At 65.7% G+C, this 18,969-nt stretch carries 17 protein-coding genes and 1 pseudogene; 1 reads left to right on the forward strand and 17 read right to left on the reverse strand.

The window, feature by feature from the left end; genetic code table 11:
* Nucleotide 1: 1 nt before the first annotated feature.
* The 15 genes from IPJ78_10145 to IPJ78_10215 form a co-directional block, all read right to left on the reverse strand.
* Nucleotides 2-1,381, reverse strand: coding sequence for a phosphomannomutase/phosphoglucomutase (locus IPJ78_10145; GenBank protein MBK7906910.1), 1,380 nt, complete (start codon nt 1,379-1,381; stop codon nt 2-4).
* A gap of 123 nt (nt 1,382-1,504) precedes the next feature.
* Entirely contained in the window at nt 1,505-3,037 is a 1,533-nt protein-coding gene (locus tag IPJ78_10150) for an NADH-quinone oxidoreductase subunit N (protein ID MBK7906911.1), read from the reverse strand.
* A 1-nt stretch (nt 3,038) separates the two neighbouring features.
* A complete protein-coding gene (locus IPJ78_10155) occupies nt 3,039-4,553 on the reverse strand; it encodes an NADH-quinone oxidoreductase subunit M (protein ID MBK7906912.1) in 1,515 nt (504 codons plus the stop codon).
* A gap of 95 nt (nt 4,554-4,648) precedes the next feature.
* Nucleotides 4,649-6,562 carry an NADH-quinone oxidoreductase subunit L gene (gene nuoL / locus IPJ78_10160; GenBank protein MBK7906913.1) on the reverse strand — a complete coding sequence of 638 codons (1,914 nt, stop codon included), beginning with the start codon at nt 6,560-6,562 and terminating at the stop codon, nt 4,649-4,651.
* 313 nt (nt 6,563-6,875) lie between these two features.
* Nucleotides 6,876-7,172: an NADH-quinone oxidoreductase subunit NuoK gene (nuoK, locus tag IPJ78_10165; protein ID MBK7906914.1), complete on the reverse strand. Its 297-nt coding sequence runs from the start codon at nt 7,170-7,172 to the stop codon at nt 6,876-6,878.
* Entirely contained in the window at nt 7,159-7,728 is a 570-nt protein-coding gene (locus IPJ78_10170) for an NADH-quinone oxidoreductase subunit J (GenBank protein ID MBK7906915.1), read from the reverse strand. The genes nuoK and IPJ78_10170 overlap by 14 nt, the downstream gene beginning before the upstream one ends.
* Complete coding sequence (locus IPJ78_10175; protein MBK7906916.1) at nt 7,725-8,201, reverse strand: NADH-quinone oxidoreductase subunit I; 477 nt, start codon at nt 8,199-8,201, stop codon at nt 7,725-7,727. The genes IPJ78_10170 and IPJ78_10175 overlap by 4 nt, the downstream gene beginning before the upstream one ends.
* A gap of 20 nt (nt 8,202-8,221) precedes the next feature.
* Complete coding sequence (gene nuoH, locus IPJ78_10180) at nt 8,222-9,481, reverse strand: NADH-quinone oxidoreductase subunit NuoH (protein ID MBK7906917.1); 1,260 nt, start codon at nt 9,479-9,481, stop codon at nt 8,222-8,224.
* Complete coding sequence (locus tag IPJ78_10185) at nt 9,481-11,073, reverse strand: (2Fe-2S)-binding protein (protein MBK7906918.1); 1,593 nt, start codon at nt 11,071-11,073, stop codon at nt 9,481-9,483. Before IPJ78_10185 ends, nuoH begins: the two co-directional genes overlap by 1 nt.
* Nucleotides 11,070-12,386 carry an NADH-quinone oxidoreductase subunit NuoF gene (gene nuoF, locus IPJ78_10190; protein ID MBK7906919.1) on the reverse strand — a complete coding sequence of 439 codons (1,317 nt, stop codon included), beginning with the start codon at nt 12,384-12,386 and terminating at the stop codon, nt 11,070-11,072. The genes IPJ78_10185 and nuoF overlap by 4 nt, the downstream gene beginning before the upstream one ends.
* A gap of 121 nt (nt 12,387-12,507) precedes the next feature.
* The gene (locus tag IPJ78_10195; GenBank protein MBK7906920.1) at nt 12,508-13,002 is read right to left on the reverse strand and encodes an NAD(P)H-dependent oxidoreductase subunit E; all 495 of its coding nucleotides are present in this window, start codon (nt 13,000-13,002) and stop codon (nt 12,508-12,510) included.
* 68 nt (nt 13,003-13,070) lie between these two features.
* Nucleotides 13,071-14,285 carry an NADH dehydrogenase (quinone) subunit D gene (gene nuoD, locus IPJ78_10200; GenBank protein ID MBK7906921.1) on the reverse strand — a complete coding sequence of 405 codons (1,215 nt, stop codon included), beginning with the start codon at nt 14,283-14,285 and terminating at the stop codon, nt 13,071-13,073.
* A gap of 23 nt (nt 14,286-14,308) precedes the next feature.
* Nucleotides 14,309-15,013: an NADH-quinone oxidoreductase subunit C gene (locus tag IPJ78_10205; protein MBK7906922.1), complete on the reverse strand. Its 705-nt coding sequence runs from the start codon at nt 15,011-15,013 to the stop codon at nt 14,309-14,311.
* A gap of 11 nt (nt 15,014-15,024) precedes the next feature.
* Nucleotides 15,025-15,654, reverse strand: coding sequence for an NADH-quinone oxidoreductase subunit B (locus IPJ78_10210; GenBank protein MBK7906923.1), 630 nt, complete (start codon nt 15,652-15,654; stop codon nt 15,025-15,027).
* 8 nt (nt 15,655-15,662) lie between these two features.
* The gene (locus IPJ78_10215; GenBank protein MBK7906924.1) at nt 15,663-16,067 is read right to left on the reverse strand and encodes an NADH-quinone oxidoreductase subunit A; all 405 of its coding nucleotides are present in this window, start codon (nt 16,065-16,067) and stop codon (nt 15,663-15,665) included.
* A 240-nt stretch (nt 16,068-16,307) separates the two neighbouring features.
* Here IPJ78_10215 and IPJ78_10220 point away from each other — a divergent pair.
* Nucleotides 16,308-16,850 (forward strand): annotated as a pseudogene (locus IPJ78_10220) (dCTP deaminase).
* Between the two features lie 730 nt (nt 16,851-17,580).
* On the opposite strand, the gene IPJ78_10225 reads toward IPJ78_10220, so the two are convergent.
* Complete coding sequence (locus tag IPJ78_10225; protein MBK7906925.1) at nt 17,581-18,345, reverse strand: helix-turn-helix domain-containing protein; 765 nt, start codon at nt 18,343-18,345, stop codon at nt 17,581-17,583.
* A gap of 246 nt (nt 18,346-18,591) precedes the next feature.
* Nucleotides 18,592-18,936 carry a hypothetical protein gene (locus tag IPJ78_10230; GenBank protein ID MBK7906926.1) on the reverse strand — a complete coding sequence of 115 codons (345 nt, stop codon included), beginning with the start codon at nt 18,934-18,936 and terminating at the stop codon, nt 18,592-18,594.
* Nucleotides 18,937-18,969 lie beyond the last annotated feature (33 nt).

The raw sequence follows: 18,969 nt of genomic DNA on the forward strand, positions 1-18,969 counted from the left end.
CTCAGTGCCCGGTGCCCGGCGTGGTGTCGATGCCCTTGGCGTGCATCCACGCCTCCACCTCGCCCTGGATCTCCGCGAGCCGCTTCGCCGTGTCGGCCTCGAACCGCATCACGAGGATCGGCTGCGTGTTGCTGCTCCGGATCAAGCCCCACCCGCCGTCGAACAGGATCCGCACGCCGTCCACGTCCGACACCTGGTACTTCGCGCGGAAGTGCGCGAGCGCGTCGCGCACGATCCCTTCCTTCTGGTCGTCCGGGCAGTCGATGCGCAGCTCGGGCGTCGACACGAACCGCGGCACGTCGGCGAGGTACTGCTTCACCGTCTGCTTGGCGTCGGCGAGGATGCGCAGCAGGCGCGCCGCGCCGTAGAGCGCGTCGTCATGCCCGTAGAACCCTTCGCCGAAGAACATGTGCCCCGACATCTCGCCGGCGAGCGGCGCGTGCATCTCCTTCATCTTGTCCTTGATGAGCGAGTGCCCCGTCTTCCACATCACCGCTTGGCCGCCCGCCTTCTCGATCCCGTCCGGCAGCGCCTGCGAGCACTTCACGTCGAAGATGATCGCCTGCCCCGCCCCCGTCCGCTTCAGCACGTCGCGGGCGTAGAGCAGCAGCAGATAATCACCCCAGATGATCGTCCCGTCGCCATCCACGATCCCGATGCGGTCGGCGTCGCCGTCGAAGCCGATGCCCACTTCGCTTCCGGTCTCACGCACGGCCTTGATCAGGTCCTGGAGATTCTCCACGACCGTCGGGTCCGGATGATGGTTCGGGAACGTCCCGTCGCTCTCGGCGAACAGCATCGTCGCGTTGGGGCCGAGCGCCTTGAAGAGCTGCGGCGCGACCACCGCGCCCGCGCCGTTGCCGCAGTCGATCACGACCTTCATCTCCTTCGGGAGCGGACCGATGCGCTGCACCACGTCCGCCACGTAGCGGTCGATCACCGCCTCGTGCGCCACGGTGCCTGCGCCCGTCGGGAAGATCCCCTTCGCGATGATGTCGCGCAGGTGGAGGATCCCCTCGCCATGCAGCGAGCCCGTCCCCACGCAGCACTTGAAGCCGTTGTACTGCGGCGGATTGTGCGACCCCGTGATCTGGATCCCCGCCACCACCGGCAGGTTGTGCAGCGCCCAGTAGAGCAGCGGCGTCGGCACGATCCCGATGTCGATCACGTCGAGGCCGGTGGACGTGAGCCCCTTCACCAGCGCGTCGCGCAACGCCGCACCGCTCGGCCGGTTGTCGCGCCCCACCGCCACCGCCCCCTTCAGCCCATGCTCGGCCAGGATGATCGCATACCCGCGGCCGATCGCCTCGGCGGCCTCCACGGTGAGGTCCTTGCCATAGATGCCGCGGATGTCGTACTGGCGGAAGATGCCGGGCTGGATCATCGGAATGGTGCGGTGGGTGTGAGCGGGTGTGGTCACGTCTGGATGCGACACGGGGCGCCGTTTCCGACGCCCCGTGGAACCTGCGAGATTGTCACGCGGAACGCTACGGGTTCGCCCGGCTCAACGCCCCGGACCGAACGGCGTGCCGATCTGCAGCGCCGGCGAGAAGGGGTACGGCCGGAAGCCGCTCGCGGACGAGATCCCCACCAGCCTGGACGGGAAGAGCCCGAGCCCGAGGATGAGCACGACGGTCACGGCCATCACCGCCCGCGACAGCGGCCCCACCGGCCCCGGCGCCGCCGCCCCGTCGGGGCGCGGCTTCATGAACATCGCTCGGACCACCGACAGGTAGTAGCCCGCGGAGATCACCGACGTCACCACGAGGATCACCGCCAGCCGCGTGAGCCCGGCCGGCGACGCCAGCGCCGCCTGCACCAGGTACCACTTCGCGAAGAACCCGATGCCGCCGAACACCGGGAAGCCGAGGAGCGCGAGCAGGTACACCCCCATCGCCGTCGCCAGCCAGGGGCGCACATGCCAGAGCCCCTCGTAGTCGGCGATCCGCGCGTCCGTCTCGCCCGCCGGCTGCATCGCCGCGACCACGGCGAACGCGCCGAAGGTCGCCAGCGTGTACGCCAGCACGTAGAACGTGAAGGCCGTGCTCGCCAGCGCCGACGAGGCCACCACCGCGACGAGCAGGTATCCCGAATGCACGATGCTCGAGTAGGCGAGCATCCGCTTGATGTTCTTCTGCTGCAGCGCCACCACGTTGCCCACGATCATCGTGAGCACCGCGAGCGCCGCGACGACGTTCGCCCAGCCGTTGAAGGCGTAGTAGAACGACTCGTACCAGATGCGCAGGAAGGTCGCGAACGCCGCCGCCTTCACCGTCGCCGCCATGAAGGCGGTGATCGGCGTCGGCGCGCCGTCGTACACGTCCGGCGCCCACATGTGGAACGGCGCCGCCGCCACCTTGAACCCGAGCCCGATGAGCAGCAGGCCGCACCCGATGAGGAACATCGGGTCGCTCACCAGCTCGAGCCGCTGCACCTGCGCGCCGATCTCGTTCAGCTGCGTCTGCCCCGTCGCGCCGTAGATCAGCGCGATCCCGTACAGCAGGAACCCGGTCGCGAACGCGCCCAGCAGGAAGTACTTCAACGATGCCTCGGCCGACCGCACGCTCCGGCGGTTCATCCCCGCCAGCACGTAGATCGCGACCGACATGATCTCGATGCCGAGGAAGACGACCATCAGGTCGCGCGCCGCGGCGAGGATCATCATCCCCGAGGCGGCGAAGAGCACCAGCACATGCGACTCGGGCTGCGTGATCGAGTCCTTCCCGTTGTGCTCGATGGCCAGCGCGATCGTCCCGGCGGCGCCGAGCAGGATCACGAGGTCCACCAGCCAGCGGTAGCCGTCGATGGCGATCACCCCGCCCTTCTCGGCGGTCGCGCCGCTCAGGCCCATGTAGACCACGGCGACCATCGTCAGGAGCACGAGCCCGAGCGAGCCGTAGCCCACCGCGCGCTGGTGCTCGTCCGAGTCGGGGCGCCAGGCGGCGAAGAGCATGAGGACCATCGCGCCGGCCATGAGGAGCAGGTCGGGCATGAGCGCGGCCGAGAGCTGCGCGGGGATGCTGAGATCGTAGGTCATGTCAGCGCTCTCCCTCGCGCGGCGCGGGCAACGTGCTCAACCGCGTGGCCTCCACGCGCCGCACGAGTCGGTCGGCGGCGGCCTCGGTCTTGTGCAGCACCGGCTTGGGATACACGCCCAGCCAGACGATCGCGATGAGCAGCGGCGTCAGCAGGCCGATCTCGCGCCAGTTCAGGTCATGCCCCTTGAGGGCTTCGTTCTCGGGCTTCACGAGCGGGTTGTAGATGATGCGCTGCACCGCCCACAGCATGTACGCGGCGGCGAAGATCACGCTCGTCGCGGCCACCACGCTGTACCAGGGCTGCGTGGGGAACGAGCCGAGCAGGACGAGGAACTCGCCCACGAACCCGTTCGTCCCGGGGACGCCGATCGAGCTGAGGGCGACGACCGTGAGGCAGAGGGCGAAGATCGGCATCACCTTCGCGATGCCGCCGAAGTCCTCGATCTGCCGCGTGTGCCGCCGCTCGTAGATCATGCCGATCAGCAGGAAGAGCGCGCCGGTGGAGACGCCGTGGCTGATCGTCACCATCAGCGCCCCCTGCATCGACTCCACCGTCATGGCGAAGATGCCGAGCATCACGAAGCCGAGGTGCGAGACCGACGAGTAGGCGACGAGCTTCTTGAAGTCCGGCTGCACCAGCGCCACCAGCGCGCCGTACACGATGCCGATCACCGCGAGCACGAGCATCACCATCCGCACCGTGGGGTGCATGGCGACCTCGGGGAAGAGCGGCACCGCGAACCGCACGAAGCCGAACGTGCCCATCTTGAGCATGATCGCCGCCAGGATCACCGACCCGGCGGTCGGCGCCTCGACGTGCGCGTCGGGCAGCCACGTATGGAAGGGGAACATCGGCACCTTCACCGCGAAGGCCACCGCGAACGCGCCGAAGAGCCAGAAGGCCCCGGGCACGCTCCCCGCCTGCACCGCCACGAGGATCGCGTCGTAGCCGAACACCGGCGGGCCGCCCTGTCCCGCGTAGAGCCCGAGCTTCACGATCGCCACCAGCATCAGCAGCGAGCCGATCATCGTGTAGAGGAAGAACTTGAGCGACGCATAGAGCCGGCGCTGGCCGCCCCAGATGCCGATGATCAGGTACATCGGGACGAGCATCACTTCCCACATCACGTAGAACAGCACCAGGTCGAGCGACATGAACACGCCGAGCATGCCCGTGGTGAGCACGAGCAGCAGCGCGTAGTACGCGTGCGTCTTCTCGCGGATGCTCGTCCACCCGCCGAGCACGGCGAGCGGCATGATGATCGTGGTGAGCAGGATCAGCATCTGCGCGATCCCGTCGATGCCGATCGTGAAGCGCACCCCCCACTCGGGGATCCACGCGAGGTCGATCCGCCCCGTCCAGTCCGGGCTGGAGGCATCCACCGACCACCAGAGCCCGAGGGAGAGCAGCGCCTCAATGCCGAATATCCAAAGCGCCAGCGAGCGGGAGGAAGCCATCGCCTTTCCCGCATCGTTGTTGCTTTCATCCTTCATCATTGAGCCTTGCATCACCATCAGCAAAGCTCCGACCAGAGGAAGGCCGAGCAAAGCGGGCAGGATCCATCCGTTGTAGCCGATTCCGTCGAGGAGCGATGTCACGTTCTATGGCCTCAGCGGAAGGAGAAGGCGGAGAGCACGGACAGCACGCCCAGCAGCAGCACCCAGGCGTACGTCCCCACGCGGCCGGACTGCAGCTGCGATCCGCACCAACCGGCGAAGCGGGTCACCACCGCGCTGCCATTCACGAGCAGCCCGTCGATGATGCCGGTGTCGATCCCCTTCCAGAGCAGGTTGCGGGAGATGCCGAGCGTCGGCTTCACCACCGTGGTGGCATAGGCCTCGTCGACGTACCACTTGTTGAGCAGGGTCTTCTCGATCCCCGCTTCGGCCGGCGAATCCTTCGCCGGCACCAGCACCTCGGGCTTGAGGCGCGTCCACGCGAAGGCGATGCCCGCCACCGCGATCGCGATCGCCGTCCCGATCAACGCGTACTCGGTGCTGTGCGACAGGTGCGCCGCCTCCTCACCGTGCAGCACCAGCTTCGTCCCTTCGCCCACCACCGGCTCCAGCCAGTGGTGCAGGATCTCCGCCGACCCGCCGCCGAAGAGCGCCGGGAGGTTGAAGAACCCGCCGAGCGCCGAGAGCACGCCGAGCACGACCAGCGGACCGGTCATCACCCAGGGCGCTTCCTTCAGGTGCGGCTGCTCCTTCTCGCCGGTCCGGTTGGGGCCGTGGAAGGTGTAGAGCATCATGCGCGTCATGTAGACCGCCGTCATGAGCGCCGCCGCGAGCCCGAGCACGTAGACGATCATCAGCACCGCCGACCCCGGCACGCCCAGCAGGCTCGCCTCGGCCAGCGTCGAGCCGTGCGTCCGCGCGAAGACCGACGCGAGGATCTCGTCCTTGGAGAAGAACCCCGAGAACGGCGGGATGCCCGCGATCGCGAGCGTCGCGATCCACATCAGCGTGAACGTGATGGGCATGTAGGCCTTGAGCCCGCCCATGTTCCGCATGTCCTGCGCATCCTCGTGGTTGTGCGTCGCGTGATACGCCTGGTGCATGGCGTAGATCACCGAGCCCGACCCGAGGAACAGGAGCGCCTTGAAGAACGCGTGCGTCATGAGATGGAACACGCCCGCCGTGTACGCCCCGACGCCCACGCCCACGAACATGTAGCCGAGCTGCGAGACCGTGGAGTACGCGAGCACCTTCTTGATGTCCCACTGCTTGAGCCCGATCGTCGCCGCGAACACCGCCGTGAGCGCCCCGATCACCGCGACCGTGAGCTGCGCCGTCGGCGCCATCGAGAAGAGGATCGCGCTGCGGGCGATGAGGTACACGCCCGCCGTCACCATCGTCGCCGCATGGATGAGCGCCGAGACCGGCGTCGGACCCGCCATCGCGTCCGGCAGCCAGATGAAGAGCGGGATCTGCGCCGACTTGCCCGTGGCACCCAGGAACAGGAAGAGGCAGATCGCCGTGATCAGCGCCCCGCCGAACGCAGCCTCAGGCGCCGCCGCCCCGACCCCGGCGTACGTGAGCGACCCGAAGTTCGCGAACATCAGGAACATCGCCACCAGGAACCCGAAGTCACCGATGCGATTGACGATGAACGCCTTCTTCCCCGCATCCGCATTCGCCTTCTCGGAGAACCAGAACCCGATCAGCAGGTAGGAGCACAGCCCGACCCCTTCCCACCCCACGAACATCAGCGGATAGCTCGACCCCATGACCAGCAGGAGCATGAAGAACACGAAGAGATTGAGGTACGCGAAATACCGCGGATACCCCGGATCCTCCTGCATGTACCCAACGGAGAAGATGTGGATGAGCGTCCCGATCCCCGTGATGATCAGCATCATCACCATCGAGAGCTGATCCAACTGGAACGCGACATCAACCGACAACTTCCCAGTCGGCATCCACTCAAAGAGCGTAAGGACGTAGGGCACATGCATCCCTTCGCCAGCCCCACGCATCGCAAAGAAGATGGCCAGAGTCAGCGCAAAACTGAGCGCCAGCACGGAAGGCCCAATGATCGAAACCAACCCAGCCGCCGCATGCCGCACCGGATGATCATGCATGGGCCATGGTCATCATGCCCCCCATGCCCCCCTCCGCCGTTCTCTGTGCCCTCTGTGTCCCCTCTGTGGTGACCGCCGTTGCCGTGCCCATGCCCGCCCGCACTCGGATCAGAAGGCCCAGGCCGCCCAGCCGCACGCAGAGAAAGCCACCCATTGAGCACGAACCCCAGCAGCGGCAACACCGGCACCACCCAAGCGAACCGAGCAACGGTATCAGCCAGGGGATGCCCCGTAGAAGCGTGTTCGACTTGCATCATCCCTTCAGCAAGTTGATGTCCTCGAGATTCACCGACTGCCGGTGACGGAAGATCGCGATGATGATCGCGAGCCCCACCGCGGCCTCGGCAGCAGCGACCGTCATCACGAAGATGACGAACACCTGCCCCGTGGCCCCGTAGAGCTTGGACAGCGCGACGAAGGACAGGTTCACCGCGTTGAGCATCAGCTCCACGCACATGAACAGGATGATGGCGTTCCGGCGCGTCAGCACGCCCACCACGCCGATGGTGAACAGCACCGCCGAGAGCGCCAGCGACTCAGCGAGCATCATTCGCTCCCTTCTTCTTGCCGATGACCACCGCGCCCACGATCGCCGTGAGCAGGAGCATCGAGGTGAGTTCGAACGCCAGCAGGTGTTCCCGGAACAGCGGCGCCGCGATCGGCCCGATCACCCCACCCGGCCCGTCGATCGCCATCGCCGTCTCCGCCGCCTTCAGCTTCAGCGTCGCCGGGAAGCTCGACCGCGCCAGCACCATGATCTCCGCCAGCATCGCCAGCCCCACCGCGCCCGCCGCCAGCCGCCCCGCGTTCCCGCGGATGTCCGTCACCGCGTCCGCGCTGCCCAGGTTGAGCAGCATGACCACGAAGAGGAACACCACCATGATCGCGCCGGCATACACCAGCACCTGGATCGCGCCGATGAACTGCGCATCGAGCAGCATGTACAGCGCCGCCAGGCAGAACATCACGTTCACCAGCCACATCGCCGCCGCCACCGGGCTCTTCCGCGTCACGAACAGGATCGCCGAGGCGATCGCGATCAGCCCGAAGAGATAGAAGTGGAAGCTGTAGAACAGCGTGAAGAAGTCGTTGCCCAAGGGGGTCACTCCCCCTTGGGGTGCATGGGATCCCACAGCTCGCTCACCGGGTGCGTCTGCGCCGTGAGCCGCTCCAGGTCATAGACGAATTTCTGCCTATTAAACTCCGCGTTCTCGTAGTGCCGCCCCAGGTGGATCGCTTCCTCCGGGCACACTTCCTGGCAATAGCCGCAGAAGATGCACCGGAACTCGTCGATCTCGAACACGAGCGGGTAGCGGTTCCCTTCCTCGTCCTCGCCCGGCACCAGCTTGATGCAGTTCGCCGGACAGACCGTCGGACAGAGACCGCAGGCCACGCACTTCGCCTTGCCGTCCTCCGTGGTCAGCATCCGGTGCGTCCCGCGCCACCGCGGCGAGAGGTCCCACTTCTCTTCCGGGTACTGGATCGTCACCCGGTGCGGGTCCACGAGGTGCTTCAGGGTGAGGGCCAGCCCCTTGAGCGTGGCGCGCACGTAGCTCACCTCGCCCACCGGCCGTTCCATCACCTTCACGTTGATCGCCATCAGCGGGTCTCCCCCTGCACGAGCGTGGTGCGATCGGTCGCCGTCTGGCGCAGCCGCGCCACCTTCTCACGGTCCAGACGCGACGACGCCGGGCTGATGATCCGCCCGCGGTCGATGATCACGAAGAGCAGGATGGCGATCGCGATGTTCATCACGCCCATCACCATCCAGAAGGTCGCGCTCGTCCGCGCCACGCCGGCCGCATCCAGCCCCAGCACCGCGCTCGCGACGATCACGATGTACGCCAGCGCCACCGGGAGCATGAACTTCCACCCGAGCGACATCAGCTGGTCATACCGGAACCGCGGCAGCGTCCAGCGGATCCAGATGTAGAAGAAGACGAAGAAGTACAGCTTGAGCGCGAACGCCCCGAACGTCACCAGCGACTTGAGCACCGTCGCCGGCCCGCTGTTGTCCCACTGCGTGAACGGGATGTCCCAGCCGCCGAAGAACAGCGTCACGAACATCGCGCTCGCCGTGATCATGTTCGCGTACTCGGCGATGAAGAACATCGAGAACTTCATCCCGCTGTACTCGGCGTGGTACCCGGCGACCAGCTCCGACTCCGCTTCCGGCAGGTCGAACGGCACGCGGTTCGTCTCGGCGAAGGCACTCACGATGAACAGGAACCCCGCGATCGAGAGCAGCACGATGTTCCACGCGCTCGCCTGCTGCTGCGCGATGATCCCGTTCAGCGAGACGTTCCCCGACATGAGCAGGACGCAGACGAGGCTCATCCCCATCGCGATCTCGTAGCTCACCATCTGCGCCGAGGAGCGGAGGCCGCCGAGGAGCGAGTACTTGTTGTTCGAGGACCAGCCCGCGAGCACGATCCCGTACACGCCCAGCGAGGTGATCGCGAGCACGTAGAGGAACCCGATCGGCAGGTCGGCGACCACGAGGTCGATCTTCCCCCAGGGCGTCGGCAGCGGCGCCCCGAAGGGGATCACCGCCCACGCGATCATCGCCGTGGTGAACGCCAGCGCCGGCGCGAGGATGAACAGCGGCTTGTTCACCTCCCCCGGCATCGTCTCTTCCTTCATGAAGTTCTTCACGCCGTCGGCCGCCACCTGCAGCAGGCCCCACGGACCGACGCGGTTGGGACCATGACGGTCCTGGATCCACGCCGACACCTTCCGCTCCGCGAGCGTCGTGTACGCCACGACGACCATGTAGAGCGTGAAGATCGCGAGCATCTTGATCACCGTGAAGACGAGGAACGCCAGCGTCTGCGGTGGGAGCTGCGAGATCTCTTGCATCAGTGGGCCCCTGCGGTGGAACCGGCCGTGGCGCCCGCGACGGTCGCGCCGCGCAGCCCCAGCTGGTCGTAGGAGAGGCCGGCGAAGGCGGGCACCTCGCCCGCGAGCTTCGCGAAGACCGTCTGCGGCAGGCTGCAGTCGTCGGAGTCCGCCCCGACGGCCGTGGCGAGGTCCGCCAGCGCATACCAGCTCGGCCGCGCCATCCCCGGCGCCGCCTTCGCCTGCAGGAACCGCTGCACCCGTCCGCGGAGGTTGGTGAAGGTCCCCTCTTCCTCCGCGACGTTCGCGATCGGCAGCACCACCGCCGGCGTGCCGACGGTCATGGGGAGCACCGTCCCAACCACGATCACCGCGCTCGCCTTCGCCACCGCCTTCGCATCCATCCCGTCCAGCGCATCGTCCGCGAGCACGAGCACATCGCCGTCCTTGAGCCCGGCGAGCACATCGGCATCGCGCCGCGCGAAGCCGAGCAGCTCGGCCCCGTTCACGTTCGGCGCGCGGTCCGCGCGGAGCGAGAGATCCTTCACCCCCGGCAGCGGCGCCTCAGGCCCGGTGGCGCAGCGGAACACGCCCTCGCCCCCGGTCGCCTTGATGATGCGACGCAGGAGGAACAGGGCCTCGTTGGAAAGCTTGGGGCTCGCCACGACATACGCGCGCCTCCCCTTCATCCTTGAGCCTACTTCCCTCAAGGCTACCTCCCAATCCACCGGCTTGAGCTCATCGTGCACGCGGATCTGGGGCACTTCGATCCGGTCAGCACGACTCATCCAGCGATAGTCGAGTCGTCCCGCATCGCAGAGATAGAACTTGTTCACGTCGTCGTTCGACCGCGGCTTCATGCGCACCACGACGTTGTCGCGCGTCTCGAGCACGCTGTTGCACCCCTGCGAGCAGCCGGTGCACACCGACGCCGTGCGATCGAGCTCCCACGCGCGCGCCTTGTTCAGGAAGTCCTTCGAGACCAGCGCGCCCACGGGGCAAAGGTCGATCACGTTCGCCGCCCACGGCTGCACCAGGTCGGCGTCCGGCGCCTTCGAGATCATCGCCCGGTCGCCGCGCTCGCTCACGCAGAGCACCGGCTCGTGGTGCACGTCGTCCATGAACCGCACGCAGCGCGTGCAGAGGATGCAGCGGTTGGTGACGTACAGGACGTCGCCGCCGAAGTCCTCCACCGGGTTGAAGCGCTTCGGCTCCTGGTACCGCGAGTCCGCGCGCCCTTCCTGGAAGGTGTAGTCCTGCAGCTCGCACTCCCCGGCCTGGTCGCAGATCGGGCAGTCGAGCGGATGATTGATGAGCAGCAGCTCCAGCACGCCCTTGCGCGCCTCGAGCGCCTTCTCGGAGTAGACATGCACCACCTGCCCCTCGCCCACCGCCGTGGCGCAGGACGGGGCCAGCTTCGGCATCTTCTCCACCTCGACGAGGCACATGCGGCACACGCCGGCGACCGGGAGCCCCGGGTGATAGCAGTAGTGGGGAATGAGCACCCCCGCATGCTTCGCCGCCTCGAGGATCGTGGTGCCCTCCGGCACCGAGACTCCACGCCCCTCGATGACGAGGTTCACCATCTTTCCCCCTTCATCCTTCAGCGTCATCGAGCCCCCGCCATCGCCACGGTGGAAGATCGGCGTCCCTTTATCAATGCTTCAAACTCCCCGCGGAACTTCTTGATCCCGCTCACCACCGGCGCACCGCAGGAGTCAGAAAGCACACAAATCGTCTTGCCGGTCATGGACTCGGAGAGCTCGAAGATCGTATCGAGATCCTCGAACGTCCCCTGACCCGCCACGATCCGCTCCAGGATCTTCGTCATCCACGCCGTCCCTTCACGGCACTGCGTGCACTGCGCACAGCTCTCGTGCGCGTAGAACCGCGCCAGCCGCGCCAACTGCCTCGGCATCGATTGCGCATCGTCGAAGATGATCACGCCGCCGGACCCCAGCATCGTCCCGACTTCCATGAACCCTTCGTAGTCCATCTTCACCTGCTCGGCTTCCTCGATCGTGATCACCGGCACCGAACTCCCGCCGGGGATGAGCGCCTTGAACTTCCGGCCCGCCGGCGGTCCGCCGCACAGGTCGTACAGGAACTCCTTGAACGAGAAGCCCATCACCACTTCGTAGTTGCCCGGCTTCGCCACGTTGCCGCACACCGAGAAGAGCTTCGACCCCATGCTCTTCGGGCTCGACAGGCACATCGCCTTGTACCACTCGGCGCCGTTGTTCATGATGTGCGGCACCGCCGCCAGCGTCTCGACGTTGTTGATCGTCGTCGGCATGCCGAAGAGCCCCGCGACGGCCGGGAACGGCGGCTTGATCCGCGGGTTCCCGCGCTTCCCTTCGATCGAGTTCATCAGGGCCGTCTCTTCGCCGCAGATGTACGCGCCGGCGCCCTTGTGCACCCAGATCTCCACGTCCTTCCCCGAGCCCATCGCGTTCTTCCCGATGATCCCGGCCGCCCGCGCCTCGGCGAGCGCCTTCTCCATCACCTGGATCGGCTCCGAGAACTCGCCGCGGATGTAGATGTAGGCCTTCGTCGCGCCGATCGCGTACGCCCCGATCGCCACCCCCTCGATGAGGGCGTGCGGCGTCCAGCGCATGATCTCCCGGTCCTTGAACGTCCCCGGCTCCGACTCGTCGGCGTTGCAGCAGAGGTAATGCTGCTTCCCGTCGCCCGGCTTCATGAACGACCACTTGAGCCCGGTCGGGAACCCCGCCCCGCCGCGCCCACGCAGCCCCGAAGCCTTCACGATGTCGACGATGGCCGTCGGCTCCATATGGAGCGCCTGCGCGAGCGCCTTGTACCCGCCACGCGCCTTCCACCCATCAAGCGTCCGCGCTTCGGGGTCGCCGAAGTGCTTGCTGAGGATCGGAGTCTCGCGAGGGTGCGACTTATGGGGATAACCCATGGGAATGCTCTTGGGACTGGCTGTGATTGCTGCTGAGCAGGGAGGAAGGCTCAGAGGCCACAGAGGACAAGAGAACCGGGCAGCCCTGTTGGAAAGGCATCGCCGGTCCGCCTTTCGCCCCTTATCCCTCTGCCTTGATCGCCTTTAACGAGTCCGCCAGTATCTCCGGCACTTTTGCCGGCGTCACATTCTCGACATAGTCCTCATTGATCTGCACCGGCGTCGCGAACCCGCACGCCCCGAGGCACTCGACCTCGATCACCGTGTACTTCCCATCCGGCGACGTCAGCCCCAGCTCCCGGCACCCCGTGAGCTCGAGGAACGCCTTCACCACGTCATCGGCCCCGGCACAGAGGCAGGGCGACGTCGTGCACACCTGGATGAAGTTCCGCCCCACCGGATGCTGGTGGTACATCGTGTAGAAGGTGACGACGCCCTTCACGTACGCCGCCGTACACCCTAGCTGTTCTCCTACTTCCTTCATCGAGTCTTCAGAGATCCACCCCCGCTCCTGCTGGATCATCCAAAGGGCCGGCAACAAGGCCGCCCGCTTCTCGGGATACCGCGAGATGATGTCATCCAGCTCCTTGCGCCGCGCCGACCCGGCCGTGAACACCGGCTCGTACGGCTCATGCCCATGCGAAGGAGCGGCGTGCCCGTGCCCGGGCGCCGAAGGTCCGTGGCTCACCGGTCGATCTCTCCCATGACGATGTCGATGGAGGCGTTGATCGCGATGACGTCGGAGAGCAGGTGCCCCTCCACCATCTTCGGGATCGCCGAGAGGTTCACATAGCTCGGCGGCCGGATGCGCCAGCGCACCGGCTTCGACGTCCCGTCCGAGACGAAGTAGTAGCCCTTCTCCCCCTTCGGCGACTCGATCGGCACGTACGTCTCGCCGATCGGCGGCCGGGGGCCTTCCATGACGAGCTTGAAGTGATGGATCATGCTCTCCATCTCGCTCGTCGCCTTGTGCTTGTGCGGCAGGATCACGCGCGGGTCGTCCACGTTCACCGGCCCGTCCGGCAGCCGCTTCACCGCCTGCTCCAGGATGCGCACCGACTGCTTGAGCTCCTCCGAGCGCACCAGGAAGCGGTCATAGACGTCGCCGTTCGTCCCCACCGGCACGTCGAAGTCGTAGGTCTCGTAGTCGAGGTACGGGAAGTCCTTGCGGACGTCGTACGCCACGCCCGAGGCGCGGAGCATCGGACCCGAGAGGCCGTAGTTCAGCGCCTCCTGCGGCGACATCACGCCCAGGCCCACCGTGCGCCCCACCCAGATCGCGTTGCGCGTGAGCATCCGATCGACCTGGTCCAGCGTCTTGGGGAAGCGCTCCAGGAAGCCCTTGAGCCCGTCCACCCAGCCGTCCGGCACGTCGGCGATCATGCCGCCCACGCGGGTGCCGCTCGTCGTGAGCCGCGCGCCCGTCCACCCTTCGAGCAGCTTGTAGACGTTCTCGCGCTCCTGGAAGCTCCACAGGAAGGGCGTGAACGCGCCGATGTCGATGCAGGTCGTCCCCAGCCAGACCAGGTGCGAGATGATGCGCGACAGCTCCATCGCGATCACCCGCAGGACCGTGCACCGCTCCGTGATCTCGATCCCGAAGAGCCGCTCGGCGCCCAGCACGAAGGCGACGTTGTTGCCCATCGAGTTGAGGTAGTCCTCGCGGTCCGTCCACGGGATGATCTGGTTGTACTGCCGGTACTCGCCGATCTTCTCGAAGCCGCAGTGCAGGTAGCCCACGTGCGGGATGCAGCGGACCACCGTCTCGCCATCGAGCTCCAGCACCAGCCGGAGCACGCCGTGCGTCGCCGGGTGCTGCGGGCCGATGTTGATGAGCATGTGCTCGCCTTCGAGCTCCGGCCCGAAGGCCTCCTCGGGCGTGCGGTGCTTGATCTCCATCTCCACCATGCGGGTGGCCATCGCTATTCCCCCACCTTCTCGCCGCCGGCGAGCCGCTTGCGCATGTCCGCCGGGAGGTGACCGAACGCCTCGGCCACGCTGAGTTCTTCCATGGAGTACTTCGCCTCGGGGTCCTGGCTGAGCGCGTTCTTGAGCTGCTCCGAGCGCGAGAACCGGCCGCGCAGCGGGAAATCCTTCCGGAGGGGGAACCCTTCCTTGTACTGCTCCCAGAGCAGGATCCGGCGCAGGTCCGGGTGCCCCGCGAAGGTGATGCCGAACATGTCGTAGCACTCGCGCTCGAGCCAATCCGCGCCCTTCCACACCGGCCACACCGACGGCACTTCGAGCGGCGTCTTCCCGTCCTTCGGGATCTCCGCCTTGAGGCGCAGGAAGCGCCGGTACTTGATGGAGCGGATGTGCCAGACCACTTCGATGGGACGCACGTGGTCGCGATACTCGACCGCAGTGACGTCCGAGAGGTACTCGTAGGACTGCGACGGGTCCGACTGCAGCCAGGCGCAGATCTCCCCGACCTTCGTCCGCTCGACGAACACGGTGGTCTCCCCCCACCCCACTTCGGAGCGCCCGATGGCTCCGCCGAACTTCGCTCGCAAGGCCGCGACGGAAGGGTTGGCCGGACCGCCTTTGTAGGCCACTTTCTTCGGCGTCACCGGCTGATCCCCGCCCGGCATGACGATCTCGAACGTAGGCTCCGACAGAGCCTTCATCCTTTCTCCACTCATGGCGTCGACCGCGTCTGATGCACGGAGTTACCGAAGGGCTCAGAGAGCTCGTCGATCCTCGACGGCGGGATGTAGAGCTGCGACGTGGGGTCCGGCATCAGCTCGTCACGGATGGCTTCGTTGCCCATGCGCTCTTCCCTGACCTTCTTCTGCAGCATCATGATGCCGTAGATGAGGCCTTCCGGGCGCGGCGGGCATCCCGGGACGTAGACGTCCACCGGGATGATCGTGTCGATCCCCTGCACCACCGCGTAGGAGTCGAACATGCCGCCCGAGGAGGCGCAGGCGCCCATGGAGATGACCCACTTGGGCTGCGGCATCTGCTGGTAGATGCGGCGGATGACCGGGGCGAGCTTGAACGGGACGCGGCCGGCGCAGATGAGGACGTCCGACTGGCGCGGCGAGAAGGACATGCGCTCCATGCCGAAGCGCGCGAGGTCGAAGTGGGAGGCCGCCGAGGCCATGAACTCGATGGCGCAGCAGGCGGTGCCGAAGGGCATGGGCCAGAGGGAGTTGGCGCGTCCCCAGTTGACCACGAAGTCGAGCGACGTGGTGACGAAGGGCTGGTCGCCTGCGGCGTCGTACTCGTACTTGAGCTTGCCGTCGGGATTGGACCCCGAGGCCATCCACTGCTTCAATCCCATTGGAGGGCTCCCTTCTTCCAGATGTAGACGTAGCCGGCGAGGAGGATGGTCATGAAGACCAGCATCTCGCCGAGGCCGAAGAACGAGATGGAGCCTGCCGGGCAGGCGCCGCCCACGAGGGCCACCGAGCAGGAGAGTTGGCGGAAGTAGGCGCCCCAGGGGATCATGAACACCGTCTCGATGTCGAAGACGATGAAGAGCATGGCCACCATGTAGAACTTCACGGAGAACCGTTCCCGCGCGTCGTTGATGACGGGGATGCCGGACTCGTAGGGCTGCTGCTTGACCGGGGTCGGGCGGCTGCGCGTGATGAGGTGCGCGAGGCCGAGGATGAGGACCGCGTTGACGGCGACGAAGCCGACGAGGAGCAGGACGGGCAGGTACGTCCGTTCCATAGGGGGGGAGAGCGGGCGTTGGGGTTCGTGAATTATTTCACGAGCTTCATACTTTCGGGTGGGAAAGTAGCCGCGGGGGGTGCGGGAGGCAACCCAAGTTGAAGCGGGTGAAGGGGATGGGTGGAAAATCCCGAGCGGTGGGTTCGGAATGCCCCGGGACTGATTGACGGGGGGAGGTCGCGGGGCGAGGATTAGCCCAGTATCGGCAGGCAGTTCCCCACCCCACACCCCAAAGGGCACGTGTCAATCAAGAACGACCGCTGGATCACGGAGATGGCGACGAAGCACGGGATGATCGAGCCGTTCGAGTCGTCGCAGCAGCGCGACGGGGTGGTGTCCTATGGCGTGTCGGCGTACGGGTACGACATGCGGGTGGCGCCGGAGTACAAGATCTTCACGAATGTGCTGAGCTCGATCGTGGATCCGAAGCATTTCGATCCGAAGAGCTTCGTGGAGTTCGAGGGGCCGGTTTGCATCGTGCCGCCGAACTCGTTCGCGCTCGCGCGGTCCGTTGAGTACTTCCGGATTCCGCGGAATGTCATGACGATCACGGTCGGGAAGTCGACGTATGCGCGGTGCGGGATCATTACGAACGTGACGCCCTTTGAGCCCGAGTGGGAAGGTTACGTCACGCTCGAGATCTCGAATACCACTCCCCTGCCGGCCAAGATCTATTCGAATGAAGGGATTGCGCAGGTGCTCTTCTTCGAGGGGGATGAGGGGCCGCTGGTTTCCTACCGCGACAAGAAGGGGAAGTATCAGGGGCACAGACTGCCTCGAGCGCGAAAAGACTGTCCTCGATCTTTGAGCGTGCGGCCGCAGCGATTGCTGCGATGTCGCCGGAGCATAGAATCCAGGCTCGATCTCCAGCACGCAACCGGGCGAAGGCATGCGCGAAGAGGTCCTGTTCTCCGCGGTCGAGTCCTACGGCGGCTGGATCGGCTAGCAGATACTCCGCGCGTTCAGCCTCTGCGACTCGATGAACGGCGTCGAGTCGTGAAAGGTCAGAGTCTGTGACGACAACATACCCCGAGGCTCCGGAATCGCCCCGCAGAGACTCCGCTCGACACTCCTCCACCGTCTGCACGAGCAATGCGCCTGACAGAGCGTTCCAGGTGCCTGTTCGCACTGCTTCTATGATGACGTTCGTATCGACGAGCACAACGGTTCTGCTCAGCGGAATGTCGTCAATCAGCAAAGCTCTCTCCGTACTTTCGCCTAAGAATCGAAGGAGAGAGGCCTGCCATACGATCGGCAGAGGTCCGCGAGGTCCGACGGAGTCAGTCCGAGGAGGCTAGAAGCACGTCTCACAGACAGACGTCCCGCCTCGAGCGCGCCATGGACACGTTCGACAAAGGCCGCGCTGAAGAGTGGCGGCGGCCCACCTGAGAGCTCAGCCGAGAGGCCCGTCACAGACACCATCTCGGATTTCGAGAGGAGGCCAAGGTTCACGCAGCGGTACTGTAGCGCGCTGGCGCTTACGCGCAGCGAACGTGCGTTGAAAGAAAGCCAATCACGAAGGTTGGCTCCGGCGCGGTTCGCAAAACGAGCGCACTGACTTCTCCGGCATGAGCAGGGAAGCGGCGAAGACATTCGCTAACTGTTCCACGCGATTGCCTTTGGTCGCAGCAGGTTCCCATGACTCCACGCGTCCCGGAGGCATCGCATCCCAGGTCAGCACATGGAACAGTTCGTGAGCGAGGTCAAAGGCTCGGCGGCTGGGCACCTCGCTGCGATTCACAAGGATCGTCTGGAGCCCCGGGAGATGCGACGCCGCCCCCGAAAGGCCGTGCGGAGCATCCACGTAGAGCACCAGCACTCCAAGCTCGCGCTCGATTGCGTGCTGTAGTGACTCAGCAGGAGATTCGCCCAGCCTCCATCGCTCTCGAATTCCCTCGGCGCTGGCAGCCGCATCCTCGAAAGACGAATACTTGCTTAGTTCGAGCTTTTGGCCCAGAAACGTCGGCTCAATCCCCGCCTGTCGTCCGAGCTCACGGTACGTGGCAATCCACGACCCCGCGCGCTCGGCGAACTCATCGACGGCACTCGGGGATAGCGCCTCAACTCGGAAGTTGAAACAGCCCTCACCAACGAGCTTAAAGGGATCGAGGAGAGCCTCGACGGGAACGTGGAAGAGCCTCGAGAGGGAGACCAGCTCCTCCGCGTCAACGCGACGCTTACCGTTCTCGATGTCGGAGACCGACTGGCGGTCCTTGAGCTGAAGCGCAGTTGCCAGCTCATCCTGTGTCATCTTCGCCTGCTCTCGAAACCACTTCACGCGGCGAGCCAACAGGAGCTGCGATGCATCGGGCATAACACACAATATGAGCTTGCATTTCACTATTTGCAAGACCACACGGGCTGTGCCACGTAAGGGTTTCCCTTGTCGCGCGACTCGCGCGACCGGCAAGGACAATGAAGTGCGCCTGCTTCGGCTCGAGCGAACGCGGCCAAATTACCTCGCAGTGGGGCCGAGCCCGCCAAGCCGAACTTCTGGGGTGGGAGCTGCGGCTGGGCGCAGTCCTTACGCGTCGAGGGGAGCCAGCATGCGCATCTCGAGCAGTCCGCGAAACTGCTGCCGGAGTTGCCTGGCGAACAAATGATCGTTCACCAGAACGCCCGCCTCGATATTCCGATACTGTGCGGCCTCCGTGAGGTTCGCCGACGTTACCAAGGCGCACTGTTCGTCAACGATGACGCACTTGGCGTGCAGAACGGCCCTGGTCTCCGGATCTGAATCGAGGGATCGCGGGTCATAGTAGACCTCCGGGCGCCGCTCCCACGGCCAGTGCCGTTGGAAGAAGCGCTGCCGGTACTGCTCGACGATCGACCCTGCATCCCCTCGGATCGCCTGTCGGTCGGTGGACATTGATGAACAAGCGAACAGACAACTCAGGTATGT

The organism is Gemmatimonadota bacterium, from assembly GCA_016714015.1.
Classification (GTDB): domain Bacteria; phylum Gemmatimonadota; class Gemmatimonadetes; order Gemmatimonadales; family Gemmatimonadaceae; genus Pseudogemmatithrix.